This is a genomic window from Streptomyces sp. RK62 (assembly GCF_018070255.1).
In the GTDB taxonomy this organism is placed as follows: Bacteria; Actinomycetota; Actinomycetes; order Streptomycetales; family Streptomycetaceae; genus Streptomyces; species Streptomyces nigra.
In genome coordinates this window covers 78,210-101,628 of sequence record NZ_JAGPYD010000019.1, presented here as the reverse complement: position 1 = coordinate 101,628, position 23,419 = coordinate 78,210, and the positions used below count along the sequence as shown (strand labels likewise).

At 71.3% G+C, this 23,419-nt stretch carries 22 protein-coding genes; 11 read left to right on the top strand and 11 right to left on the bottom strand.

Translation table 11 applies throughout. The features are described 5' to 3' along the window. Positions 1 to 101: 101 nt before the first annotated feature. The 4 genes from KBY32_RS31025 to KBY32_RS31010 are packed head-to-tail and all read left to right on the top strand — an operon-like array spanning position 102 to position 2,153. Entirely contained in the window at positions 102 to 296 is a 195-nt protein-coding gene (locus KBY32_RS31025) for a Flp family type IVb pilin (protein WP_055621778.1), read from the top strand. After that, positions 293 to 931, top strand: coding sequence for a pilus assembly protein TadG-related protein (locus tag KBY32_RS31020; RefSeq protein ID WP_210982426.1), 639 nt, complete (start codon positions 293 to 295; stop codon positions 929 to 931). Before KBY32_RS31025 ends, KBY32_RS31020 begins: the two co-directional genes overlap by 4 nt. 15 nt (positions 932 to 946) lie before the next feature. Continuing rightward, positions 947 to 1,531, top strand: a complete 585-nt coding sequence (locus KBY32_RS31015; protein ID WP_055621780.1) for a hypothetical protein — start codon at positions 947 to 949, stop codon at positions 1,529 to 1,531. Positions 1,532 to 1,538: 7 nt separating this feature from the next. Beyond that, positions 1,539 to 2,153 carry an OmpA family protein gene (locus KBY32_RS31010; RefSeq protein WP_055621781.1) on the top strand — a complete coding sequence of 205 codons (615 nt, stop codon included), beginning with the start codon at positions 1,539 to 1,541 and terminating at the stop codon, positions 2,151 to 2,153. Between the two features lie 21 nt (positions 2,154 to 2,174). On the opposite strand, the gene KBY32_RS31005 is transcribed toward KBY32_RS31010, so the two are convergent. Next, the gene (locus KBY32_RS31005; RefSeq protein WP_115507406.1) at positions 2,175 to 2,540 is read right to left on the bottom strand and encodes a DUF192 domain-containing protein; all 366 of its coding nucleotides are present in this window, start codon (positions 2,538 to 2,540) and stop codon (positions 2,175 to 2,177) included. 70 nt (positions 2,541 to 2,610) lie between these two features. On the opposite strand from KBY32_RS31005, the gene KBY32_RS31000 reads away from it, so the two are divergent. Next, positions 2,611 to 3,489 (top strand): LLM class flavin-dependent oxidoreductase, encoded by an 879-nt coding sequence (locus KBY32_RS31000; protein WP_210982425.1) that lies wholly within the window; start codon positions 2,611 to 2,613, stop codon positions 3,487 to 3,489. Positions 3,490 to 3,504: 15 nt separating this feature from the next. Here the strand turns inward: KBY32_RS31000 and KBY32_RS30995 are convergent, their stop codons facing one another. Beyond that, on the bottom strand, positions 3,505 to 4,020 hold the full coding sequence (locus KBY32_RS30995; protein ID WP_210982424.1) for a DinB family protein: 516 nt from the start codon (positions 4,018 to 4,020) through the stop codon (positions 3,505 to 3,507). A 50-nt stretch (positions 4,021 to 4,070) separates the two neighbouring features. Between KBY32_RS30995 and KBY32_RS30990 the strand changes: the two genes are divergently transcribed. From KBY32_RS30990 to KBY32_RS30970, 5 genes are all read left to right on the top strand, one after another. Next, positions 4,071 to 4,874 (top strand): methyltransferase domain-containing protein, encoded by an 804-nt coding sequence (locus tag KBY32_RS30990; protein ID WP_210982423.1) that lies wholly within the window; start codon positions 4,071 to 4,073, stop codon positions 4,872 to 4,874. 703 nt (positions 4,875 to 5,577) lie between these two features. Next, positions 5,578 to 6,351: an isoprenyl transferase gene (locus KBY32_RS30985; RefSeq protein ID WP_055621786.1), complete on the top strand. Its 774-nt coding sequence runs from the start codon at positions 5,578 to 5,580 to the stop codon at positions 6,349 to 6,351. 323 nt (positions 6,352 to 6,674) lie between these two features. Continuing rightward, positions 6,675 to 8,000, top strand: a complete 1,326-nt coding sequence (locus KBY32_RS30980; protein WP_055621787.1) for a PhoH family protein — start codon at positions 6,675 to 6,677, stop codon at positions 7,998 to 8,000. 418 nt (positions 8,001 to 8,418) lie between these two features. Next, on the top strand, positions 8,419 to 9,129 hold the full coding sequence (locus KBY32_RS30975) for a transglycosylase SLT domain-containing protein (RefSeq protein ID WP_079033616.1): 711 nt from the start codon (positions 8,419 to 8,421) through the stop codon (positions 9,127 to 9,129). A gap of 134 nt (positions 9,130 to 9,263) precedes the next feature. Further along, positions 9,264 to 10,655: an AI-2E family transporter gene (locus tag KBY32_RS30970; RefSeq protein ID WP_210982422.1), complete on the top strand. Its 1,392-nt coding sequence runs from the start codon at positions 9,264 to 9,266 to the stop codon at positions 10,653 to 10,655. Positions 10,656 to 10,663: 8 nt separating this feature from the next. On the opposite strand, the gene KBY32_RS30965 is transcribed toward KBY32_RS30970, so the two are convergent. The 6 genes from KBY32_RS30965 to KBY32_RS30940 form a co-directional block, all read right to left on the bottom strand. Next, positions 10,664 to 11,203 (bottom strand): carboxymuconolactone decarboxylase family protein, encoded by a 540-nt coding sequence (locus KBY32_RS30965; RefSeq protein ID WP_210982421.1) that lies wholly within the window; start codon positions 11,201 to 11,203, stop codon positions 10,664 to 10,666. A gap of 116 nt (positions 11,204 to 11,319) precedes the next feature. Then, positions 11,320 to 13,656 (bottom strand): ABC transporter permease, encoded by a 2,337-nt coding sequence (locus KBY32_RS30960; RefSeq protein ID WP_210982420.1) that lies wholly within the window; start codon positions 13,654 to 13,656, stop codon positions 11,320 to 11,322. Continuing rightward, positions 13,653 to 14,342, bottom strand: a complete 690-nt coding sequence (locus tag KBY32_RS30955) for an ABC transporter ATP-binding protein (protein WP_055621791.1) — start codon at positions 14,340 to 14,342, stop codon at positions 13,653 to 13,655. The genes KBY32_RS30960 and KBY32_RS30955 overlap by 4 nt, the downstream gene beginning before the upstream one ends. Then, positions 14,339 to 14,863 (bottom strand): PadR family transcriptional regulator, encoded by a 525-nt coding sequence (locus KBY32_RS30950; RefSeq protein ID WP_015658114.1) that lies wholly within the window; start codon positions 14,861 to 14,863, stop codon positions 14,339 to 14,341. Before KBY32_RS30950 ends, KBY32_RS30955 begins: the two co-directional genes overlap by 4 nt. Positions 14,864 to 14,968: 105 nt before the next feature. Next, complete coding sequence (locus KBY32_RS30945) at positions 14,969 to 15,214, bottom strand: hypothetical protein (RefSeq protein ID WP_055621793.1); 246 nt, start codon at positions 15,212 to 15,214, stop codon at positions 14,969 to 14,971. Then, positions 15,211 to 16,155, bottom strand: coding sequence for an SPFH domain-containing protein (locus KBY32_RS30940; protein WP_210982419.1), 945 nt, complete (start codon positions 16,153 to 16,155; stop codon positions 15,211 to 15,213). Before KBY32_RS30940 ends, KBY32_RS30945 begins: the two co-directional genes overlap by 4 nt. Positions 16,156 to 16,402: 247 nt before the next feature. On the opposite strand from KBY32_RS30940, the gene KBY32_RS30935 reads away from it, so the two are divergent. After that, positions 16,403 to 18,790 carry a transglycosylase domain-containing protein gene (locus KBY32_RS30935; protein ID WP_210982418.1) on the top strand — a complete coding sequence of 796 codons (2,388 nt, stop codon included), beginning with the start codon at positions 16,403 to 16,405 and terminating at the stop codon, positions 18,788 to 18,790. A gap of 42 nt (positions 18,791 to 18,832) precedes the next feature. On the opposite strand, the gene KBY32_RS30930 is transcribed toward KBY32_RS30935, so the two are convergent. The 3 genes from KBY32_RS30930 to KBY32_RS30920 all read right to left on the bottom strand — a co-directional run bounded on the left by KBY32_RS30930 (position 18,833) and on the right by KBY32_RS30920 (position 23,411). Beyond that, a complete protein-coding gene (locus KBY32_RS30930) occupies positions 18,833 to 20,956 on the bottom strand; it encodes an ATP-binding SpoIIE family protein phosphatase (RefSeq protein WP_208645949.1) in 2,124 nt (707 codons plus the stop codon). A 283-nt stretch (positions 20,957 to 21,239) separates the two neighbouring features. Next, positions 21,240 to 21,935 (bottom strand): DUF402 domain-containing protein, encoded by a 696-nt coding sequence (locus tag KBY32_RS30925; protein ID WP_181890381.1) that lies wholly within the window; start codon positions 21,933 to 21,935, stop codon positions 21,240 to 21,242. A gap of 72 nt (positions 21,936 to 22,007) precedes the next feature. Further along, complete coding sequence (locus KBY32_RS30920) at positions 22,008 to 23,411, bottom strand: aspartate ammonia-lyase (protein WP_210982417.1); 1,404 nt, start codon at positions 23,409 to 23,411, stop codon at positions 22,008 to 22,010. Positions 23,412 to 23,419: the final 8 nt, after the last annotated feature.

Sequence of the window (23,419 nt, the reverse complement as noted above, 5' to 3'; positions counted from 1 at the left end):
GGCGTGGAAACGGGTCCAGGGAACCTCTGGCATCGCGGCCGTTCCCGCCTACGTTTCTCCCCAGAGCGCTCAACGATCGCCGGACACCGGAGGGGACCCCCATGAGCAACTGGATCAACGCGACCGCCGCGTACCTGCGCTCCCGCACCGCACGGGACGACAGGGGACAGACGGCGGTGGAGTACCTGGGCATCATCGCGGTGGTGGTGGCGATCGTGCTGGCGATCACGGGGACGGACATCGGGCAGACCATTTACGACGCCATCGTGGAGCAGATCGACGAGCTCACGGGATGAGGCGGCGTCGCTCGCCGGGCGACTCAGGGCAGGCCTTCCCCGTCTACATCACGGTGGTGGGGGGCCTGCTCTTTCTCGCGTTCGCCTATCTCGCCGTCGGGCAGGCCGGTGTGAATCGCAACGGCGCGCAGACGGCGGCGGACGCGGCGGCGCTGGCGGCGGCACAGGACACGCGTGACCAGCTTGCGGGGGACTGGTTGTCGGTGATCGACGACCCGGACAAGTGGCTGGAGTTCCTGGACGGGGACACGGCGGTGCTCGACGGCTGCCCCCGTGCGTATGAACTGGCGGAGCAGAATCGCGCCGACGTCGACGCCTGTGGCCCGTCGGGCCCGCTGGGCTACACGGTCGATGTGACCGCCCAGGAGTCCGTGGGCGAATCCATCGTCCCGGGGACCGAGGAGTTCCACTCGACCGCGTCGGCGACAGCGGTGATCGAACCGCGCTGCTCCTTCGAGCCTCCGACGGACGAGGAAGGCGACAACGGTGACGGCGACGGGAACGAGACGCTTCCGCTGCCCGTACTCGACTGCGGTGACACGGACTGGGAGCCGGATCCGGATGACCCGACCACTCTTCCGGACCCCGAGGACCTGTTCGACGTCCACCTGGCCGACGCAACGAACGACGAGTGACGAAGGAAGCAGGACATGAGCATGCGGTTCTCTACGAAGGCCGGTCGGGGGATGGTCGCGATGACCGTTGCGGCCGGACTGGCACTCGGTGCAGTGGGCTGCGGCGGAGGGGGCGGCGACGACGGCAAGAAGCCCCGGGGCTCCGCGTCCACTTCCAAGGACACCGGCGGATCCAAGCCGAGCACACAAGAGGGAACCGACGAACTCCTCGCCGAACTCAAGGGCGAGGACGGGCTGATCCTGCGGATCACCTCCGCCCAGAGGGACTCGGGGGGATTCGTCACCGTCAGCGGCGAGCTCAAGAACGACGGGGACGAACCCGCCCGCCTCTCGGCGCGCACCTCGGGTGACGAGACGGAGATCGTCCGGCACGGGACGTCGTTCGGCGGAGCCACACTCGTCGACTCGGCGAGCAAGAAGCGCTACTACGTCCTGCGCGACACCGACGGGCGCCCCCTGACCACCACCGGCGTGCCACGCATCAAGGCCGGTGACACCATCCCCGTGTTCATGCAGTTCCCGGCCCCGCCGGCCAGCACCGGGGAAGTGAGCCTGCAGCTCCCCACCTTCGCCTCCGCCTCCATCCAGATCTCCGGATGAGCCGCCCATGACCCGCCTCCCTCTCACCCTGACCGCGGTCGGCGTCATGATCGCCGCCAATCTCCTGACCGCCACCACGGCCGAGGCCGACGACGACCCCGCCGTGCCGCCCGGCACCGAGGCGTCCGCCGCCGCGCCCGTGGAGGTCGACGCCAACGACCCCGATCTCAAACTGCCCGAGGGCGCCACCCTCGCCGCCGCCAAGGTGCTGGACATCAAGCAGGTCGTCGAGGACCAGGCCGGTGAGGAGCGCCGCGAGGACACCAACGCCGACGTGAAGTTCGCGCTCCAGGCGGAGGTGCTGTTCCCCAAGGACAGCGCCAAGCTCACCGGCGAGGCGAAGGCCCGTATCGCCGCCATCGCGGAGGAGATCGGCAAGCAGAACGCCACCCGCATCCGGGTCTTCGGCTTCACCGACAACCTGGGCTCCTCGGCCCACGGCGACGTCCTGTCCCGCAAGCGCGCCAACGCCGTACAGGGCGTCCTGGAATCGGAGCTCGACGACTCCACGATCACCTACGAGGTCCGCGGCTACGGCGAGCAGTACCCCATCTCCTCCAACGCCACCGAGGCCGGCCGCAAGAAGAACCGCAGAGTCGAGGTGTCCTTCCCCCGCTCGTGAACGCCGACGGGGGAGCGCGTCTCAGCCCGGCTGGACATCGACCCGTACCCCCGCCCGCACCCCCCACCCCGCCATCGCCCCCGCCGTCGCCTCCAGGATGTGGCGGGAGCGGAGGCGGGGGAGGCCCAGGCGGTTCGGGGGCATCGTGCGGACGGTGAGGACGCGGAGGTGGCGGTCCAGGTAGGCGACGTCGATCGGTATGCGCATCCGGACGGTGTGCACGCTGCCGGCCGGGGTGAGCAGCAGCGCCCCGTCGACCGAGTCCCGGCCCAGCAGGCCCTTCGTCCGGGCACGGTAGGACGCCGCGATCTCCAGCGGTACCGCCACCTCGCCCCGGTCCCCGTGGACGACCAGCGTGCCCCGTCCGTCCTGCCACCGCCGAGCCATCGTGGCCCCCCTCCCGCCCGTCGCGACATTCGCGTTGTCCTGCCGGGCATACCCGGGTAGGAAAGATCCCATGACCGGACTCGGTGCGGTGTTCCGCCCCCAACTCGCCCCCGAACGACTGCGATCCGTCGCACGGGCCGCCGACGAGGCGGGCCTGGAGGAGCTGTGGCTCTGGGAGGACTGCTTCCGTGAGGGAGGTGTCTCCACCGCCGCGGCCGCCCTCGCGTGGACCGAGCGGGTGAGAGTCGGCGTCGGCCTGCTGCCCGTGCCGCTGCGCAACGTCGCGCTCACCGCGATGGAGGCCGCCTCGCTGCACCGGATGTTCCCGGGGCGGCCCCTCCTCGCCCTCGGCCACGGCGTGCAGGACTGGATGGGGCAGGTCGGTGCCCGGGCCGAGTCGCCGGTGACGCTGCTGAGGGAGCATCTCGACGCGCTGCGCGCCCTGTTGCGCGGGGAACGCCTCACCGTCGAGGGGCGCTACGTCCGGCTCGACGACGTGGCCCTGGACTGGCCGCCGGACGGACCCGCGCCGGTCATCGCCGGGGTCACCGGCCCCCGCTCGCTGCGGCTGTCCGGCGCCGCCGCCGACGGGACGCTGCTCACCGCCTCCACCCCGCCGGACGGCGTACGCCGGGCCCGGCAGCTCGTCGACGAGGGGCGGAGCGCGGCCGGGCGCACCGACGCCGAGCCGCACCCGATCGTCGTCTACCTGCTCGCCGCCACCGGCCCCGACGGCCCCGAGCGCGTACGGGCCGAACTGGCCGCGGAGGGCGTCGCGTCCGTGCCCGGGCTCGGGGTCGCCGGAGACGCGAAGGCCGTCGCCGAGGCCGTACGGCGGTATGCGGAGGCCGGCGCCGACACCGTCGTCCTGCAGCCGACCGGGGACGAGCCGGACCCGGAGGGGTTCGTGCGGTTCGTGGCCGAGGAGGTGCGCCAGCTGGTCCCCTGACCAGGAGGGTGAGCGTCAGCCGGGGCGGTGGCTGCCCGCCGCCCCGTCGATCAGCTCGCGCGCGATGTCCATGTGGCCCGCGTGCCGCGCCGTCTCCTCGATCATGTGGACGAGCACCCAGCGCAGGGACACCTCGACGTCCCGCCAGTCCGGCCGGCCCCGCTCGTCCAGCGACCGGCTCTCGATCACACGGTCGGCGGCGGCGCGCGCCCGGCCGTAGAAGTCGATGATCTGCTGGGTCGTCTCGCCCTGGTCGGCCCGCATGTCCTCGTCGCTGTAGGGGTCGAACCACAGCGGTTCGACCTCGCCGCCGAAGCTCGCGACGAACCAGCCGTACTCCACCGAGCCAAGGTGCTTGACCAGCCCCAGCAGGCTGGTGCCGGTCGGTGTCATCGGGCGGCGCAGCGCCTCGTCGTCCAGCCCCTCCAGCTTCCACAACACCGCGTCCCGGTGCCGGTCCAGGCTCTCGCGAAGCACGGCCTTCTCGTCCGCCGTGTACGTCGGGTTCTTCAACTCCGCGGGGTTCGTCATGGGCCGGAAATTATCAGCGGCCACCGACAACGCCCTGCGACCATGCCCGGATGGGACAGGGCAGCAGGTCGTTCGAGGAACTCGTCGCGGAGGGCGCCGCCGTGCCCACCGAGGGCTGGGACTTCTCGTGGTTCGAGGGGCGGGCCACCGAGGAGCGGCCCAGTTGGGGGTACGCCGTGTCGCTGGCGGACCGTCTGGCCGCCGCCACGGCCGCGCTCGATCTGCAGACCGGGGGAGGGGAGGTCCTCGACTTCGCCCTAGGACGGGCCCCGAAGACCCCCGCGCTCACCGTCGCCACGGAAGGCTGGCCGCCGAACGTCACCCAGGCCACCGCGCTGCTCGCCCCGCGCGGGGTCGCGGTCGTCGCCGTGCCGGAGGACGCGCCGCTGCCGTTCGCCGACGCGGCCTTCGACCTGGTGTCGAGCCGGCACCCGGTCCGGGCCCCGTGGGCGGAGATCTCCCGGGTGCTGCGGCCCGGCGGCACCTACTTCGCCCAGCACGTCGGCCCGCGCAGCGTCTTCGAGCTGGTCGAGTACTTCCTCGGGCCCCAGCCGGACGAGGTGCGCGACGCCCGGCACCCGGACCGTGAACGCGCCGAGGCCGAGGCCGCGGGCCTGGAGGTCGTGGATCTGCGCGCCGAGACCCTGCGGGTGGAGTTCCACGACATCGCCGCCGTCGTCCACTTCCTGCGCAAGGTGGTGTGGATGGTGCCGGGCTTCACGGTCGAGGCGTGCCGGCCCCGGCTGCGCGCCCTGCACGAGCGGATCGAGTCCGAGGGCCCCTTCGTGGCGCACAGCACGCGGCATCTGTTCGTCGCACGCAAGCCGGGGGACGGAGACTCCGACTGCGGGTAGCCACCTTTGCGGCAAACAGTGCGAATCGTACATTCAAGGGTCCGGTGCGGGTTCCGGCCTCGGTATCCAAGGAGCCCTCACCTTTTCCACATTGTTATGGGGGTCGGCTCGCTTTCCGTGAAGCTGTCCCGTAAGTTCGGACCAAGGCAATTCGCGTAAGCAAAGCTGCGCGGTGGCACCGCGCGGTGGAGGGGGCTGCGCGGTGCCCTGCCCTGCTGTGACCCGCCTCCGGGATCGATTCCGGAGCGTCAAGCGGACGTTCGCGGCCGGGGTCACCCCTGGGAGGGACGGCTCCTCGGATGGCCGAGCGGCGCACACAACCGGCCAAACCCACCATTACCGGCCACGCGATCCGCGTTTTCCCTGGTCACAGGTGTGTACCTCGCCGCGTCCCTGTCCCGAGGGATCGTTTTGCCTCTCATCCCGCCGTCGCCGGGCGACTCCGGAGCGTAGTTGTGTCGCGCTGATGCACGCGGCAGCACTTACGAAGGGTTATGGTGGAAACCCCCCCTCGGGCCGGTCCGTCTCCCCCCCACGGACCGGCCCGTTTTCTGTTCCGGGCGCGGCCCGTCCCCAGTTCCGGGGACCGGTCCCTCTTCTGTTCCAGGACTGTTCCAGGCCCGCCCCCCGGGACGCACCCGCCCCGAACCCCGGTACGCTCCATGCGCGGGGACCGCATCCGTACGGAGGGGCTGACAATCACGTGAACCTGCGCGACAGGCTGCGCGGCCTGCTGGTCAGGCTGTACGCACGCCGGGTGGAAGGCCACCTGGACCACGCTCAGGTGCCCAAGCACATCGGCGTGATCATGGACGGCAACCGTCGCTGGGCGAAGGCCGCCGGCTCCTCCACCGTGCACGGACACCGGGCCGGCGCCGAGAAGATCGAGGAGTTCCTCGGCTGGTGCAGCGAGACGGACGTCGAGGTCGTCACCCTCTGGCTGCTGTCGACCGACAACTTCGACCGCCCCCAGGAGGAACTCGTCCCCCTGCTCGGCATCATCGAGGACGTCGTCCGCACCCTCGCCGCCGACGGCCGCTGGCGCGTGCACCACGTCGGCACCCCGGACCTGCTCCCCGGCCCGATGCAGACCACGCTCAAGGAGGCCGAGGAGGCCACCGCCCACGTCGACGGAATACTCGTCAACGTGGCCATCGGATACGGCGGTCGGCAGGAGATCGCCGACGCCGTGCGCTCGATGATCGTCGAGGCGAACGACAAGGGCACCTCGATGGAGGCGCTCGCCGAGTCCGTCAGCGTCGACCTCATCGGCCGTCACCTCTACACCGGCGACCAGCCCGACCCCGACCTCGTGATCCGCACCAGCGGTGAACAGCGGCTGTCCGGTTTCATGCTGTGGCAGACGGCCCACTCGGAGTACTACTTCTGTGAGGTCTTCTGGCCGGCCTTCCGCAAGGTCGACTTCCTGCGTGCCCTGCGCGACTACGCGGCACGGCACCGCCGTTACGGCGGCTGACACCACACCCCCGCGTGAGCCGGCGGGGACGGACGTAAAGAGGAGTTCACCGGCGCGCCGTCATATGCGTCGGCATGGCGGCGCGTGTTCGAGGGCATAGACCAAGCAGGTCGACGCCCGAACCACGGGTGTCGGATCTCAGCGGACGGCGCCGGAGCCGTCCGCCCGGGAGGCCCTTTGCACCAGCCCGACCGTGCGGTGACGGCACGGACGAAGCAGTGGAGGGCCGGTTTCCGGCCCGTGCGGGACGTGCACCGAGGCCGACGACCGGTCCAGCTCCACTCCGTCGCTCCCCGACCTCATCCGAGGGGGTACGTCCTTCCGTGGTGACCAGCACAAAGCGCCACAAGCCCGACCGGCGCACCTATGTTCTCGACACCAGCGTCCTGCTGGCCGACCCGAACGCCCTGAGCCGCTTCGACGAGCACGAGGTCGTGCTCCCCATCGTCGTGGTGACGGAGTTGGAGGCCAAGCGGCACCATCCCGAACTCGGCTACTTCGCCCGGCAGGCCCTGCGCCTGCTCGACGACCTCCGGGTCCGGTACGGCCGTCTCGACTCCCCCATCCCCACGGGGGACCTCGGCGGGACCGTCCGTGTCGAGCTCAACCACTCGGACCCCAGCGTGCTGCCCAGCGGCTACCGCCTGGGGGACAACGACTCCCGCATCCTGGCGGTCGCCCGCAATCTGCAGGCGGAGGGGTTCGACGTCACGGTCGTGTCCAAGGACCTGCCGCTGAGGATCAAGGCCTCGTCCGTCGGACTCCTCGCCGAGGAGTACCGCGCGGAACTGGCCATCACGGACTCCTCCGGCTGGACCGGCATGTCCGAACTGACCCTCCCGGGCGAGCAGGTGGACATCCTCTTCGAGGAGGGCCGCGTCCATGTGCCCGAAGCCGCCGCCCTCCCCGTGCACACGGGCCTGACCATCCACTCCGAGCGCGGCAAGGCGCTCGGCAGGGTCACCCCCGACGGCAACGTCCGTCTGGTGCGCGGCGACCGGGAGGCGTTCGGCATCAAGGGGCGCAGCGCCGAGCAGCGGATCGCGCTCGACCTGCTCCTCGACCCGGACGTCGGGATCGTCTCCATGGGCGGCCGGGCCGGCACCGGCAAGTCGGCCCTGGCGCTGTGCGCGGGACTGGAGGCCGTGCTGGAGCGCCGTCAGCACCAGAAGGTGATGGTCTTCCGGCCGCTGTACGCGGTGGGCGGGCAGGAGCTCGGCTATCTGCCCGGCACCGAGGCCGAGAAGATGAGCCCCTGGGCGCAGGCGGTCTTCGACACCCTCTCCGCGGTCACCAGCCGCGAGGTCATCGAGGAGGTCACCGCGCGAGGGATGCTGGAGGTGCTTCCCCTCACCCACATCCGCGGACGCTCGCTGCACGACGCGTTCGTCATCGTGGACGAGGCGCAGTCGCTGGAGCGAAACGTTCTGCTGACCGTCCTGTCCCGGATCGGCGCCGACTCACGGGTCGTTCTCACCCATGACGTGGCACAGCGGGACAACCTGCGCGTCGGCCGGTACGACGGAGTGGTCGCCGTCGTCGAGAAGCTGAAGGGACACCCGCTGTTCGCCCACGTCACGCTGAACCGGTCCGAGAGGTCCCAGATCGCCGCCCTTGTGACCGAAATGCTCGAGGACGGGCAGATCTGACGGGTCTGCACGCTCCTGCGGAGAGCTGCCCAACTTCATAGCGGTTACGCGTCAGTTGGCGCCGTTCGGAAAGGCGAAGAGCCTAGCCGGGCGGCGCCTTGGCGTGTGCCGCTTTCCGGAAAAGCCGAGGGGCAAACTGGGTGTGAGCTTTCACACGCAACACAGAATTGCCTTGCGGTGTGCGGGTGCGGCAGAGTCTCACTCCTGTCAGGCCCCGCATACGACACAGCCGTGCCCCCAGCGGTACGGCGCCACAGCAGCACCACCAACTGCATAGCGACGTCGTATGCCGCCCGAGTCAACACGCGGCGCTCCCCGCAAGGGAGTTGCCCAGCGGGTCCGTGCCTCCCGTGACCCCGCAGTTGGGAGGCCAGCGCCAGGGGCACGATTGCGTCCGCCAGGGTCACCGAAGCGGGCGATGCTGGAAGGAAACCGTGTGAGTCCGATTTCGGTCAGGGGATTCGCAGTGGCGTCGGCCACCGCGGTCACCGCTGTCGGAAGCGTCGTCGGCGTTGCCTCGGGCAGCACCGCGCAGACGAACGACGCCGAGGCGACGGCAGCCGAGACGACGCTCCTCGCGGACATACCCGCGGGCCAGCAGGCCCAGGTGCAGACCGAGTCCCTGTCGGCGCAGGCGGACGTCCAGGCCATCGCCGCGGACGCGAGCGCCAAGAAGGACGCCGAGGAGGCGGCCCGCAAGGCTGCCGCCCAGAGCGCGATCGAGAAGAAGGAAGCCGCCGCGAAGGCGGAGAAGGCGGCCAAGGAAGCCAAGGAGCGTGAAGAGGCCCAGTCCAAGGCCTCCCGGTCCTCCGCCGACTTCCCCGTCCAGAGCTCCTACACGATCGCGCAGATCCAGGCGATGGCCCGCCAGATGGTGCCGGCCGACCAGTTCCAGTGCTTCAGCAACATCGTGGACCACGAGTCCAGCTGGAACTACCGGGCCGTGAACCCGTCCTCGGGCGCCTACGGCCTCTTCCAGGCCCTGCCCGGTTCGAAGATGTCGTCCGTCGGCGCGGACTGGCAGACGAACCCGGCCACCCAGATCAAGTGGGGCCTGAACTACATGAACGAGCGCTACGACAGCCCCTGTGGCGCATGGAGCTTCTGGCAGGCCAACCACTGGTACTAGGCCCGCCGCTCAACCCCGCATCGCCCCTCACCGTCTTCAGGTGAGGGGCTTTCGCGTTGCCGCGCGCCGCCCCTGTAGCGTCGGACCGGCTCCGGGGAGGAGTGGTGGGCACGGACGGGGGAAGAGGACGGATCATGTCACGAGTGCCAGGGTGGCTCGGCCGGCTCGGAGCCGGACTGACCGAGATGAGCGAGCGGTTGAACGAACGCCGTGCCGCGGCGGAGCGGGAGAGCGACGAGCTCCCCGCCGACCGGCCGTCCGCCGGACCCGCGGCCGGTGACGTCCCCATGTCCAAGGGCACCGCGCCGCGGCGTCCCGAGCGGGCGCCCGTCAGCGCGCCCCCGCGCCCCGACCCCGCCCAGGCCGTGCCGTGGGGGATGCGGGTCGCCGCCGAGGCGGGCTGGCGGCTGCTGGTCCTCGCCGGGACCCTCTGGGTGCTGATGCGGATCATCAGCGCGGTCCAGCTGGTCGTGCTGGCCTTCGTCATCGCCCTGCTCCTGACGGCGCTGATGCAGCCCTCGGTGGCCTGGCTGACCCGGCGCGGCGTCCCGCGCGGACTGGCCACCGCCCTCACCGCGATCCTCGGGTTCGTCGTCATCGGGCTGATGGGCTGGTTCGTGAGCTGGCAGGTCATGGAGAACATCGACGACCTGTCCGACCAGATCCAGGACGGCATCGACGAGCTGCGCAACTGGCTGCTCAACAGCCCGTTCCACGTCACCGACAAGCAGATCAACGAGATCGCGGAGAACCTGCGGGACGCCGTCGGCGCCAACACCGACGAGATCACTTCCGCCGGCCTCGAAGGCGTGACGGTCATCGTCGAGGCCCTCACCGGCATCCTGCTGTCCGTCTTCTCGACGCTGTTCCTGCTCTACGACGGCAAGCGGATCTGGCAGTGGACCCTCAAGCTGGTCCCGGCCGCCGCCCGGCCCGGTGTCGCCGGCGCCGGACCGCGGGCCTGGGCGACGCTCACCGCGTATGTGCGCGGCACGGTCGTGGTCGCCCTCATCGACGCCGTCTTCATCGGCATCGGCATCTACTTCCTCGACGTCCCGATGGCCGTGCCGCTGGCCGTGTTCATCTTCCTGTTCTCCTTCATCCCGCTGGTCGGCGCCGTGGCGTCGGGCGCGCTCGCGGTGGTCGTCGCCCTGGTGACCCAGGGTGTCTTCACCGCCGTGATGACGCTCGTCGTGGTGCTCGCAGTGCAGCAGATCGAGGGGCACATCCTGCAGCCGTTCATCCTCGGCCGCGCCGTCCGCGTGCATCCGCTCGCGGTCGTGCTGGCGGTGGCGGCCGGCGGCATGGTGGCCGGTATCGGCGGCGCCGTGGTGGCCGTCCCGCTGGTCGCGGTGACCAACACGATCGTCGGCTATCTGCGGCGGTACTCGCTGGAGCTGGACCTGGAGAGCGGACGGGCCGTGCCGGAACCTGCCGTCCCCGAGCCCGTGGGCGGTCCCGTCGAGGCGGCGGACGGCCCCGGCGAGGGCCCCGCAGACACCGAGGTCCCCGCGCCCAAGGCCTGAGCGGGGGTCTACTCGATGTCGGTCAGCACGGCCTCGGCGTCCAGCGTGACGCCGACGGCCTGGATCACGGACGCGATCCGGAACGCCTCCTGGACCGTCTCCCGGTCCACGCCCGCCTTGCGCAGCACCCGTTCGTGCGCGTCGAGGCAGGCACCGCAGGCGTTGATCGCGGACACCGCCAGCGACCACAGCTCGAAGTCGACCCTGGCCACGCCCGGATCGCCGAGGACGTTCATCCGCAGACCCGTGCGCAGGTCGCCGTAGCCGGGGTCGGACAGCAGATGCCGGGTACGGTGGAAGACGTTGTTCACCGCCATCACGGCGGCCGCCGACTTCGCCGCGGTGTACGCCTGCGGCGACAGGTTCGCCCTCGCCTCCGGCGCCAGCTCGCGCAGCACGACCGGGGAGCGGGAGGCGATCGCGGTGGCGAGCACCGTGCCCCACAGCTGCTGCGCCGAAAGGCGCGGACGGCCGAACACGGCGTCCAGGTTGCGCCGCAGGTCCGGGGCGTAGTGCGGTAGGCGGGACTTCAGGGAGTCGAGGGACATGACGCGCGCTCCTGGGGTTCGGACCCGACCGATCCTGGCACAGCCCGCCCGAACACGTACGACCGGTGGCCGCACCGCGCGAGACGGTACGGCCACCGGCCGGGGCAGGACGGGCGTCACTCCGTGCGCAGGCCGTCCGGGCGCATCAGCCGCATCAGCGGCGGCAGGCTGAGCAGCGTCACCACGATGATCACGGCCGCGCCGACGCCCGTCATCGACAGGATGCTGCCCCAGTCCATGGTGACCGGCGTCTCCGTCATCTTCAGCAGGACCGTGCCCAGCGTCACGCCGACGATGGCCGACAGCAGCAGTCCGAGGGCGATCGGGATGGCCGTCTGCCACAGCACCGACAGACTCAGGGTGCGCCGCCGGGTGCCGAAGGCGACCAGCGAGGACAGCAGCTTCTTGCGGTCCCGCAACTGCTCCAGCTGGGAGACCAGCAGGCTCGCCCCGATCAGCGCCAGGACACAGACGGCGCCGACGAACAGGCCGGTGCGGATGGTGGCGTAGCGCGTGGACGTCTCCGTGCGGTACCAGTTCATCGGGTTCGACAGCGGGTCGACGGCCGCCGCGGTGTTGCGCGCCAGGTCGTGCACGTTCGGCACGGACTCGTCGAGCTGGAGGTACACCTGGCCGCGCAGCGCGGGCGCGATCGACGGGTCCACCGCCTTCGGCGTGAGAAGGACGCCGCCGCGCTCGCCGCCCGTGAGGTCCTGACGCGCGTGGGCCGGCTTCAGCCCCTTCGGGATCTTCCAGGCGATCTCCGCGCGCCGCGGTCCGCCCTCGTACGACGGGTCGAGGTACATCGTCCGGCCGGGCTGCTTCGCCAGCTTCGGGGTGTCCGTGTCCCACTCGGCGTCGGACACGTAGAAGGCGTCGCCGTCCTTGCAGGAGGGCAGGGTGGCCACCTCGCGCAGCGACGCGCAGTCGCCGACGCTGAACTCGAGGCCCTTCTCCGGTTCCTTGCGCCGGTCGCCCGCATAGCCACGGTCGTAGGCGAAGACCTTCTCGACGCCCTCGGTGCCGCGGAACCGCTCCGCCGCCGGGCCGATCCCGGTGTGCCGCGACAGCGACACCTCCATCTGGGCCCGGGCGACGTCCTTGCCGCTGTCCTTGGTGTAGTCGCTCTCGACACCGGCGAACAGCATCTGCAGGGCGATCGCCCCGGCCACCGCCACCGCGACGCCGTTGACCATGCGGGCCGCCGTGCCGCTGCTCAGCTGGAGCCTGCGGACGGCGAGCTGCCAGGCCACACCGCCCGAGCCGAGCCGGGCGACGACCGCCTCGACGACCCAGGGCAGCAGGGTGGTGACACCGATGAGCAGCAGCAGCACACCGCCGATCACCAGGTACGCGTTGAAGGTTCCGTTGGTGCGGCCCTGGCCGATCATCGGCCACAGCATGGCCAGACCGGCGAGCGGCGTGAGCAGCCGCCACCACAGCCGGCGCCGCGCGGGCTTCGCCGTCCGGACGACGCCGAGCGGCTCGATCACCACGCCGCGCATCGCGAACAGGGTGACGATCACGGCGGCGGCCGGCACCGCGAGACCGACGAGCAGGGCCAGCGCGGGGGAGGGGTTCAGATAGCTCGGGAAGACGCTGATGCCGAACACCTCGACGGAGCCCGCGACCTGGCGTCCGATGAGGAAGAAGACGGTGCCGAAGACCAGGCCGAGCACAGCGCCCGCGAGCGCCTCGCCGGCCGCGACCCGGCGGACCATACGTCCGTCGGAGCCGACGAGCCGCAGCGCCGCGAGCCGCCGGTCGCGCCGCTCGCCGCCGAAGCGGACGGCCGCGGCGATGAACACGCCGACCGGCATGAGCAGCACCACGAAGACGACGATGACCAGCAGGAGCAGCACGGGGTCGGTCTGGGTCTCGGTGGGGCTGGTGTCCCCGAACCGGTCGATCCGGGCGACCCGGGCGCCGTCGATCGCCTGCGCGAGGCCCTCGCCGCCCCGGACGAAGGTGAGTTCCTGCGAGCCGACCAGTCCGCTCTCGCCGATGGTGCCGACGATCTTCTCGGGCAGCCGCTCACGCAGCAGCTTGGCGTCGTCCGACTTCAGAAGCCGTTCGAGGGCGGGGGAGACCAGCATCTCGCCGGGCGCGGGGAAGCGGTCGACGCCCGGCGGCAGCGGTGCCTTCGCGCCCTCGCGCTCGATGGCGCGGCCCCGGATGTCCTTGTCCCGCCAGTCCGTGTCGACGTCCGCGACGATCAGGCTGTGGTCGTTCGGCCGTTTGTCGAGTTCGCTGTAGTCGACGTCGGCGCGGGCGCTCTCCCGGTCGTGCCGGACCGACTGCATGCTGGGGATCGCGGTGGTGAGCAGCAGCAGCGCCACCCCGAGGCCGACGCCGACGGCCGTCAGCAGGGCACGGACCCAGCCCTCACGGCCGCCGACGAAGGCGAACCGAACCCCCATGCCGAGGTCCCTGGCCCACTGACGCACGTTCATACGACGCGCTCCATGTCCCGGGACTTGCCGTCGCGGACGACGATCTCGCGGTCGGAGTAGGCGGCGACCCGTGCCTCGTGGGTGACCAGCACGACGGCGGCGTTCGTGGACCGGGCGGCGTCCGTCAGCAGCTCCATCACACGCTCGCCGTTGAGGGAGTCGAGCGCACCGGTCGGCTCGTCCGCGAAGAGCACACGCGGGCTGGTGACCAGCGCACGGGCGACGGCGACGCGCTGCCCCTGACCGCCGGAGACCTCGCCGGGCCGCTTCTTGCGCAGGTCGTCGACCTCCAGGCGCTCCATCCAGGTCAGCGCGGTCCGTTCGGCCTCCTTGCGGCCGGTGCCGTTCAGCCGCAGCGGCAGGGCGACGTTCTCCACGCAGGTCAGCTCGGGCACGAGCTGGCCGAACTGGAAGACGAAGCCGAACTCCGAGCGGCGCAGGGCGCTGCGCTGGGAGTCGTTCATGGTGGCCAGCTCGCGTCCGTTGTAGACGATGGACCCGGAGTCGGGCGGGACGATGCCGGCCAGGCAATGCAGCAGCGTGGACTTGCCGGAGCCGGAGGGGCCCATGACGGCGACGACCTCGCCGGGGTGGATGGAGAAGTCGGCGCCGTCGAGGGCGACCGTCGGGCCGTAGGCCTTGCGCAGCTCGGAGGCCGCGAGCAGGGAGCCGGGGGGAGGAGTCACTTGACCACCACCTCCGCCAGCTTGTCGAGGCGGGCGGCGGTCAGCTCCAGCCAGCGCAGGTCGGCTTCCAGGTGGAACAGCGCGTGGTCGCAGATGAGCTGGTCGGCCAGGTCGCCCTTGCGCTTGCGGTCGGTGAGGATGCGCATCATCCGCAGGTGCTCGGCGCGCTGGGTGTCGAGGATGTCGGCCGCGTCGCGCCGGGTCAGCAGCGCGAGGACGACCTTGGTGTAGAGGGTCGACTGGAGGTACGGCTCCGGCTTCTCCGGGGTCGCGAGCCACCGCTGGACGTCGGTGACACCGGCGTCGGTGATCGCGTACCGCTTGCGCTCGGGCCCGCCTCCGGGCTCGATCCCGTCGACCTCGACGAGGCCGTTCTTCAGCAGCCGGGACATCGTCGAGTAGACCTGGCCGTAGTGGAGCGGCCGGTCGTGACCGAACTTCTCGTCGAAGGCCCGCTTGAGGTCGTAACCGTGGCGGGGGCCCGACTCAAGGAGCCCTAGAAGGGTGTGACCGATGGACATGCCGAGGACACTACACGGGGTGTATACCCGGCGTGTATACGCACGGTGTGCAGTTGTCGTCAGGGTGTGTGAAGGCCGAGGTGAGGGCCGATTGTCACGGTTCCGCTACGGCGTCTCGGGCGGCCGCGCGGAGGGCCGGCCCCGGCGGGGGATCGGCCCCGCCTCGCCGGGCAGCCGGCCCGCCTCGGCCAGCGCGCGCCGCAGCAGGAACTCGATCTGCGCGTTGGCGGAGCGCAGTTCGTCGCCCGCCCAGCGCGCGAGCGCCTCGTACACGGCCGGGTCCAGCCGCAGCAGCACCTGCTTGCGCTGCGGCCGGCCCTGCGGGGCGGAGCCCCCGGCGGAAGCCGTCACTGGTAGAGCGTCCCGGTGTTGAGGACCGGCTGCGGAGCCCGGTCACCGCACAGCACCACCATCAGGTTCGACACCATCGCCGCCTTGCGCTCCTCGTCCAGTTCCACGATGTCCCGCTCGTTGATCCGCGCGAGTGCCGCCTCGACCATGCCCACCGCACCGTCGACGATCTGCCGGCGGGCCGCGACGACCGCGCCGGCCTGCTGGCGCTGGAGCATCGCGGAGGCGATCTCGGGAGCGTACGCGAGATGCGTGAAGCGCGACTCGATGATCTGCACACCCGCGGCCTCCACGCGCGCGTGCAGCTCCGCGGCGAGCTTCTCGGTGATCTCCTCGGCGTTGCCGCGCAGCGAGAGACCGGCCTCGTCGTGGGCGTCGTACGGGTACTCGATGGCGATGTGCCGCACGGCCGCCTCGGTCTGCGTGGAGACGAACTCCAGGAAGTCGTCCACCTCGAACGTGGCCTGCGCGGTGTCCTCGACCCGCCACACCACGACCGCGGCCAGCTCGATCGGGTTGCCGTAGGCGTCGTTGACCTTCAGGACGGCCGTCTCGTGGTTGCGCACCCGCGTCGAGATCTTCGTGCGCGAGGTGAACGGGTTCACCCAGCGCAGTCCGTCCTGCCGGATCGTGCCCCGGTAGCGGCCGAAGAGCTGGACCACCCGGGCCTCGCCCGGCGCGACCATGTTCAGCCCCGACATCGCGAGCAGTGCGGCGATCGAGACCAGGACGCCCGCGACGATCAGGGCCGCTTTGCCGCCGGCCCCCTCGACCGCGGTGGCCCCGGCGATCAGGCCCGCGCCCGCCAGCAGCCCGACCAGTCCCAGCAGCAGGGCGAGCCCGCCGCCGATGCTGTGGGCGGCGAACTCGCGCACCCGCGGCGCGGGCATCTCCGGCACGTCCGCCGCCGCGGCGTTTCTGTCGTTCCTGTCGTTCGGCATGGTGGTGCCCCCGTTCGTTGGTGCTCTCATCCATCTAGCTAAGTGATATCAGATTACCCCACGCGGGCAACCTTGAAGCCCCCTGAGCCGTCGGTTCCGTTGGGGTGGGTGCTGATTGTCACGTCCGTAAAAGCCCGGATCGGCAGCCCTTTGTCACAACTTCCGGTGTTAGCTTTCGGAGCTGACCGGAAGCGGCGAACCCGTGTGTCAGGAGCGCACACCCAAGCGAAGCGGAGCGGAACGAACCATGGGACGAGCGGAAGAGAGACGAGCGCGCGGGCGCAGTGGCCACCGCGCCGCGCCCCGGCGCTCCTCCGGGGTGCCCCCGCACACCGGAGACGACGGGCCGACGGTCGTCGGCACACCGTCCGAGTCCGGCGGAGGCCGCGCCGCCGCCCGCCGCGCCGCCAAGGGCGCCGGCCGCGACGGCAAGGGCCGGATACGCCGGCTGTTCACCTGGAAGAAGATCCTCGGGACCTTCCTGGGCACCTGCCTGCTCGCCATCGGCTCCTTCATCGCGCTCTACCTGTACGTCGACGTCCCCGGCGACAACGCCGCCGCCCAGGCCGCGCAGCGCCAGAGCAACGTCTACAAGTACAGCGACGGCAGCGTCCTCGCCCGCGCCGGCGACGTGAACCGCGAGATCGTCGACCTGTCCAAGGTCCCGAAGAAGGTCCAGTACACGTTCGTCGCCGCCGAGAACAAGAGCTTCTACAACGACCACGGCATCGACCTGAAGGGCACCGCCCGCGGTCTGCTCAACACCGCGATGGGCAAGGGCGCGCAGGGCGGCTCGACCATCACCCAGCAGTACGTCAAGAACTACTACCTGAGCCAGGAGCAGACGGTCAGCCGCAAGCTCAAGGAGATGGTCATCTCCCTGAAGGTCGACCGCCAGATGACCAAGGACGACATCCTCGCCGGCTACATCAACACCAGCTACTACGGCCGCGGCGCCTACGGCATCCAGGCCGCCGCCCAGGCGTACTACCGCGTCGACGCCGAGAAGCTGACCGTCGAGCAGGGCGCCTACCTCGCCGCCCTCCTCCAGGCGCCCAGCCAGTACGACTGGTCGAGCGCCTCCGACACCGGCAAGAAGCTCGTCACCAACCGCTGGAACTACGTCCTCGACAACATGGTCGAGGAAGGCTGGCTGAAGCGCTCCGAACGCCAGGAGATGACCAAGCTGCCGGTGCCCAGGGAGCCCAAGCCCGCCGCGGGCCGCGAGGGCCAGAAGGGCTATCTGATCGAGCTGGCCAACCGTCAGCTCGAGGACCAGCTGATGGAGCAGCAGGGCCTCACCCGCTCCCAGGCCGAGGCCGCCGTCGTCGACCAGGGCTGGACCATCACCCTCAACGTCGACAAGAAGCGGCAGGCCGCGCTGGAGAAGGCCGTCAAGGCCGAACTCACCCGGCAGCTCGACCCGAAGAAGCGCAAGGTCGACAAGAACATCCAGGCCGGCGCCGTCTCCGTCGACCCCAAGACCGGGAAGATCGTCGCCCTCTACGGCGGCGAGGACTATTTCAAGCACTACACGAGCAACGCCACCCGCGCCGACTACCAGCCCGCCTCCACCTTCAAGCCGGTGATCCTCGCGGCCGCCCTGGAGAACGCCGCGCAGACCCAGGACGGCGACCCGATCACCGCCGACACGGTGTACGACGGCACCAGCAAGCGCCCGGTCGTCGACGGCGGCGCCAAGGTCGGCTTCGCCCCGGAGAACGAGGACGACCAGGACTACGGCGACATCACCGTGCAGACGGCGATGAACAAGTCCGTCAACTCCGTCTTCGCGCAGATGGGCGTCGACGTCGGCATGAAGGACGTCATGGCCGTCGCCGGCGCGCTCGGCATGGACACCGAGGACGCCCAGGCCGTACCCGCCCAGACCCTGGGCACCATGGGCGCCAGCCCGCTCCAGATGGCCGGCGTGTACGCCACCCTCGACAACCACGGTGTGAAGGTCACCCCCGGCATCCTCAAGGAGGCCGAGCACAACACCCGCAAGGTCGAGATCCCCGACCCCATCGGCGAGCGCGTCATCTCCCGCCGCGCCGCGGACACCGTCACCTCCGTCCTCACCGGCGTGGTCGACGACGGCACCGCCCGCCAGGCCGTGGCGAACAACCCCAAGCGCAGCGGGCAGAAGGTCGCCGGCAAGACCGGCACCTCCGACGACAACAAGTCCGCCTGGTTCACCGGCTACACGCCCGACCTGGTCACCTCGGTCGGCCTGTTCGGCGAGGACGCCAAGACCCACGCGCAGACCAAGATGTACGGCGCCGGCGGTTTCGACCGCGTCAACGGCGGCGGCTTCCCGGCGAAGATCTGGGCCTCGTACATGTTCGGCGTGACCAGGCCCGACGCGCGGTTCAGCCTCCAGACCGACCAGGGCGCCGGAGTCCGGCCCACCTGGACGCCGACGCCGTCGCAGACGCCGACCACCGAGGAACCGACCGACGAGCCCACCACCGAGGAACCGTCGGACGAGCCCACGACCCAGGAACCGACCGACGAACCCACGACACAGGAACCGACGGACGAGCCGACCACCCAGAAGCCCACGACCGACCCCACGGGCCGGCCGACGGGCGGCATCACGCTGGACCCGGCCCGCCCCGACGACGAGGACTAGTACGGCCCGGCGCCGCGCCCTCCCAGGGGCGCGGCGCCCTTTTCAGCCCGCGGCCGAGCCGCGGTTCAGCTCGAACCAGACCACCTTGCCGGTGCTCAGCCGGGTCGCACCCCAGCGCCGCGCCAGCCGGTTCACCAGATACAGCCCGCGCCCGTCCTCGTCCGTGGCCCGTGCCTGCCGCAGCCTCGGCAGCTGCGGCACGTCGTCGCCGACCTCGCAGCGCAGCACATCCGTGCGCAGCAGCCGCAGCGTCACCGGACGGGAGGCGTAGCGGACCGCGTTCGTCACGATCTCGCTCACCAGCAGCTCGACCGAGTCGGTCAGCTCCTCCATCCCCCAGCCCGACAACGCGCCCCGGGCCAGCCGACGGGCCCGCCCCGGCGCCGCGTCCTCCGGGTCCAGATGCCAGTACGCCACATCGCTCGGCGCGATCCCGTCGAACCGGGCGGCGAGCAGCGCGATGTCGTCGTCACGGTCACCGGGACCGAGCATGTCCAGCACGTCGTCGCACAGCGCCTCCAGCGGCGGCGGATGGTCCGGGCCGGTCAGCTGCGCGGTCGCCGCGAGCTTCTCCCGCAGCTGCTCTATCCCGGTCCACACGTCCCGCAGCCGCGACTCCACCAGGCCGTCCGTGTACAGCAGCAGGGTCGCCCCGGCCGGCGCGTCCAGCTCCACCGCCTCGAAGTCCACACCGCCGACACCGATCGGCGCGCCCGCCGGCACCCGCAGCACCTCCGCGTGCCCGCCCAGATGCAGCAGCACCGGCGGCGGATGCCCGGCGTTGGCGATCGTGATCCGGTGCGCGACCGGGTCGTAGACCGCGTACAGGCAGGTCGCCATCCGGTCGGTGCCCAGCCGCTGCGCCTGCTCGTCCAGATGGTGCAGGACCTCCTGCGGCGGCAGGTCCAGCCCCGCGAGGGTCTGCGCCGTCGTCCGCAGCTGGCCCATGATCGCGGCGGACGTCATGGAGTGCCCCATGACATCGCCCACCACCAGCGCCACCCGGCTGCCCGGCAGTGGGATCGCGTCGTACCAGTCGCCGCCGACCCGGGCGGTCTCAGCGGCCGGCAGATAGCGCGAGGCGAGCCGCACCCCCGTCGGACGCGGCAGCGTCTCCGGCAGCATCGTGCGCTGCAGCTCGTCCGCGATGTACGCCTCACGGCCGTACAGCACCGCCTTGTCGATGCCCAGCGCGCTGTGCGTGGCCAGCTGCGCCGCCACCAGCAGATCGTCCGGCTCGAACGCGAGGCGCTCCGGGCGGCGCAGGAACACCGCCGCGCCGATCACCCGGCGCCGCCCCCGCAGCGGGGCCAGGATCGCCCGCTGACCGTCCGGAATGATCGACTCGCCCTCCTCGCCGAGGAGTTCGGGCAGCGCGGCCCGCGCGGCCGGCGCGTCCGCGAACACCGGACGCACCCCGCGCAGCACCTCCGCCAGCGCGCCCCCGGGACGCACCTCGCACAGCTCGGCCGTCACCGCCGAAAGCCCGGACAGCTCCGCCGGGTCCGCGGGCGGCGCCGGCGGCAGGAAACCCTCGGTGTCCCGCTCCTCCGGGATGCGGTCCGTACGCCGCAGCCGCAGCACCACCGGCCCCGTCGGCCGCTCGTCCCCGACCGGCAGCGGATCGCGCAGATAGACCAGGATCGCGTCGGAGAACGTCGGCACGGTCGCCCGGCACAGCCCCATCACGATCTCGTCCAGGTCTATGCCGCGCGCGATCCGCCGGGTCGCCGCGCCCACGAAACGCAGCCGGTCCCCGTCCCGCCGCATCGGCGTGGGACGGCCCGGCTGCACCCCCTGACCGGTACGCCGCTCCGCGGACGCCGGGGGCTGCTCGGCACCCGGCTGCGGAGGAATCGCCTCCGGCGCCGGCCGTGGCCGGTGCGCGTCGGGCTCGGCGACGGAGGGCTGCGCGTGCTCGGGACCGTTGCCGACGATGACTGGGGGCTCCTTGCTCGGGCCGGACGGTGCGGTGGTGCCCGGCGTGGAAGGGGTCTCTCCGGTGCGGGCCTGCGCGGGTAACGCGGCACCGCCTCCGGAGGGGCGCGTGGACGTGGCGCGGGGCGCCGAGGAACGCGCGAGCGCCCCGCGGGGCTCCGCGGGGTCGACGCCCGCCTCGGGGCGCTCGTAGGAGGTCGGCTGCTCCGTCACGCCTCTCGAATCCATCCGTCCGGGGCTGCGCGCCACGCGTGCAGTTCGTCCCGCCGAGACTCCGATACCCGCAATACATGCCCTGGGAACGGAAATTTCGCGTGACCAGAGGCAGTTCCTGTGCCACCCGTGCGGTACCGGCGCCGGTCCGTGCCGGCGCCGCCCTGGTAACCCTCGCTCACGTCCTGCCGCCCCTCGGTGACGATCGGTCAAGCCCGGCGCTTCGTCCGTCAGTTGTCCCCGCGCGCCCGTGCGGAGGACGATCCTACGTTTCTTGCAGGGGGGCGCATCAAGGGTCTCATGACGACAGCCGCGCGGGCGTACGGTCCCAGTCCTCAGGCAAAGAAGGTACAGCCCAGGACGGATCGGGGCGCCAGTTCTGCCAGCCGTCGCGGAACGGCGGCCCCCACGCGCGGATCACCTCCACCGCCGACTCCCCGGCCCGCCGCACCCGCGCGGCCAGCCGCTCGTCCACCAGACCGTCCCGCCGGGCCTGCGCGAACTCGTCCTCGTCCCGCCAGTGCCAACTGCGGTCCGGATGCACCGAGATGTCGAGGAAGTGGTCCTCGGAATCCACCCCGCCCGCCCAACGGGCCAGCGGCTCCTCCAGGTTCACGTACCAGTTCTTGAACCGCCAGCCCGGCTCCCAGAACAGCCACACCGACCACGGCTCACCCGGCCGCGCCAGCTTCAGCACCCCGGTCCCGAACCAGCGGCCCCGCGCGACGGTACGCGGCTTGGTGTACCGGGTCCGCAACGGCTCCAGATGTATCGCCGTCCCGTCGGTCAGCACCGGCTTGACGCACTCCGTGCCCGGCGCGAGCCACACCGCGAGCAGCTCCTCGTCGTCACGGACGACGGTGACCGGACGCGCGATGTGGAAACGCGGGCCCGCGTTCTCCCGGTACCGCCACAGGATGTGCGAGCCGGGGGCCCAGAAGCCCGTCGACCCGCCCGTTTCCACTTCCGTCGTCACCGACCCGCCGTCTGCCATGCACAGATATTAGGTGCCCCAGGCATACGACGCTGCGAGACGGGTCACGGTTCACGCCTTCGTGACCACCGGTCACGGCCGTGTCATCCGCAGCACGTCCAGCGCCTCGTCCAACTGCTCCAGCGTCAGGTCGCCGCGCTCCACGTATCCGCCGTCCAGGACGACCTCGCGGATGGTCCGGCGCTCCGCCAGCGCCCGCTTGGCGACCTTGGCGGCCTCCTCGTACCCGATGTACTTGTTCAGCGGCGTGACGACCGACGGTGAGGACTCCGCGTACTCCCGGGCCCGCTCGCGGTGCGCCACGATGCCGTCGACCGTCCGGTCCGCCAGCAGCCGGGACACGTTCGCGAGCAGCCGCACCGACTCCAGCACGTTCTTCGCGATCACCGGCAGCATCACGTTCAGCTCGAAGTTGCCGGCCGCCCCCGCGGTGGCGACGGTGGCGTCGTTGCCGATCACCTGGGCGCAGACCATGAGCACGGCCTCCGGGATGACCGGGTTCACCTTGCCCGGCATGATCGACGACCCGGGCTGCAGATCGGGCAGCGAGATCTCCGCGAGCCCGGTGCGCGGCCCGGACGCCATCCACCGCAGATCGTTGGCGATCTTCGTCAGGCCTACGGCGATCGTCCGCAGCTGCCCGCTGGTCTCCACGACGCCGTCCCGGGCGCCCTGCGCCTCGAAGTGGTCGCGCGCCTCGGTCAGCGGCAGCCCGGTGGCCCGGGCGACCTCCTCGATGACGGCGGCGGAGAACCCGGGCGGGGTGTTGATGCCGGTGCCGACGGCCGTACCGCCCAGCGGCAGCTCGGCGAGCCGGGGCAGCGAGGCCCGCAGCCGCTCGACGCCGTACCGGACCTGGGCCGCGTACCCGCCGAACTCCTGACCGAGCGTCACGGGCGTGGCGTCCATCAGATGCGTCCGCCCCGACTTCACGACGTCGGCGAACTCCCCGGCCTTGCGCTCCAGGGCCGCCGCGAGGTGCTCGAGCGCCGGGATCAGGTCCCGGGTGACGGCGGCGGTGGCCGCGATGTGGATCGAGGACGGGAAGACGTCGTTCGACGACTGGGACGCGTTGACGTGGTCGTTCGGGTGCACGTCCCGGCCGAGCCGCTCGGTCGCCAGGGTCGCGATGACCTCGTTGGTGTTCATGTTGGACGAGGTGCCGGACCCGGTCTGGAACACGTCCACGGGGAAGTGCTCGTCCCACCGGCCCTCGGCGGCCTCCGCGGCCGCCTCCTGGATCGCCTCGGCGACGTCCTTGTCGAGCACCCCGAGCCGGGCGTTCACCTTCGCGGCGGCACCCTTGATCCGGGCGAGCGCCTCGATGTGCGCCCGCTCGATGCGCTGCCCGGACACGGGGAAGTTCTCCACGGCCCGCTGGGTCTGCGCCCGCCACTTGGCATGGGCGGGCACCCGCACCTCGCCCATCGAGTCGTGCTCGACCCGGTACCCGTCCCTGTCCTGTCCGTCGGTCATCGACGATC

Excerpts from the sequence above, each read along its gene's own strand:
- KBY32_RS31025 (WP_055621778.1), top strand. The coding sequence starts at position 102 with ATGAGCAACTGGATCAACGCGACCGCCGCGTACCTGCGCTCCCGCACC.
- KBY32_RS31020 (WP_210982426.1), top strand. The coding sequence starts at position 293 with ATGAGGCGGCGTCGCTCGCCGGGCGACTCAGGGCAGGCCTTCCCCGTC.
- KBY32_RS31015 (WP_055621780.1), top strand. The coding sequence starts at position 947 with ATGAGCATGCGGTTCTCTACGAAGGCCGGTCGGGGGATGGTCGCGATG.
- KBY32_RS31010 (WP_055621781.1), top strand. The coding sequence starts at position 1,539 with ATGACCCGCCTCCCTCTCACCCTGACCGCGGTCGGCGTCATGATCGCC.
- KBY32_RS31005 (WP_115507406.1), bottom strand. The coding sequence starts at position 2,540 with ATGGCTCGGCGGTGGCAGGACGGACGGGGCACGCTGGTCGTCCACGGG.
- KBY32_RS31000 (WP_210982425.1), top strand. The coding sequence starts at position 2,611 with ATGACCGGACTCGGTGCGGTGTTCCGCCCCCAACTCGCCCCCGAACGA.
- KBY32_RS30995 (WP_210982424.1), bottom strand. The coding sequence starts at position 4,020 with ATGACGAACCCCGCGGAGTTGAAGAACCCGACGTACACGGCGGACGAG.
- KBY32_RS30990 (WP_210982423.1), top strand. The coding sequence starts at position 4,071 with ATGGGACAGGGCAGCAGGTCGTTCGAGGAACTCGTCGCGGAGGGCGCC.
- KBY32_RS30975 (WP_079033616.1), top strand. The coding sequence starts at position 8,419 with ATGCTGGAAGGAAACCGTGTGAGTCCGATTTCGGTCAGGGGATTCGCA.
- KBY32_RS30970 (WP_210982422.1), top strand. The coding sequence starts at position 9,264 with ATGTCACGAGTGCCAGGGTGGCTCGGCCGGCTCGGAGCCGGACTGACC.
- KBY32_RS30965 (WP_210982421.1), bottom strand. The coding sequence starts at position 11,203 with ATGTCCCTCGACTCCCTGAAGTCCCGCCTACCGCACTACGCCCCGGAC.
- KBY32_RS30960 (WP_210982420.1), bottom strand. The coding sequence starts at position 13,656 with ATGAACGTGCGTCAGTGGGCCAGGGACCTCGGCATGGGGGTTCGGTTC.
- KBY32_RS30950 (WP_015658114.1), bottom strand. The coding sequence starts at position 14,863 with ATGTCCATCGGTCACACCCTTCTAGGGCTCCTTGAGTCGGGCCCCCGC.
- KBY32_RS30940 (WP_210982419.1), bottom strand. The coding sequence starts at position 16,155 with ATGCCGAACGACAGGAACGACAGAAACGCCGCGGCGGCGGACGTGCCG.
- KBY32_RS30935 (WP_210982418.1), top strand. The coding sequence starts at position 16,403 with ATGGGACGAGCGGAAGAGAGACGAGCGCGCGGGCGCAGTGGCCACCGC.
- KBY32_RS30930 (WP_208645949.1), bottom strand. The coding sequence starts at position 20,956 with ATGGATTCGAGAGGCGTGACGGAGCAGCCGACCTCCTACGAGCGCCCC.
- KBY32_RS30925 (WP_181890381.1), bottom strand. The coding sequence starts at position 21,935 with ATGGCAGACGGCGGGTCGGTGACGACGGAAGTGGAAACGGGCGGGTCG.
- KBY32_RS30920 (WP_210982417.1), bottom strand. The coding sequence starts at position 23,411 with ATGACCGACGGACAGGACAGGGACGGGTACCGGGTCGAGCACGACTCG.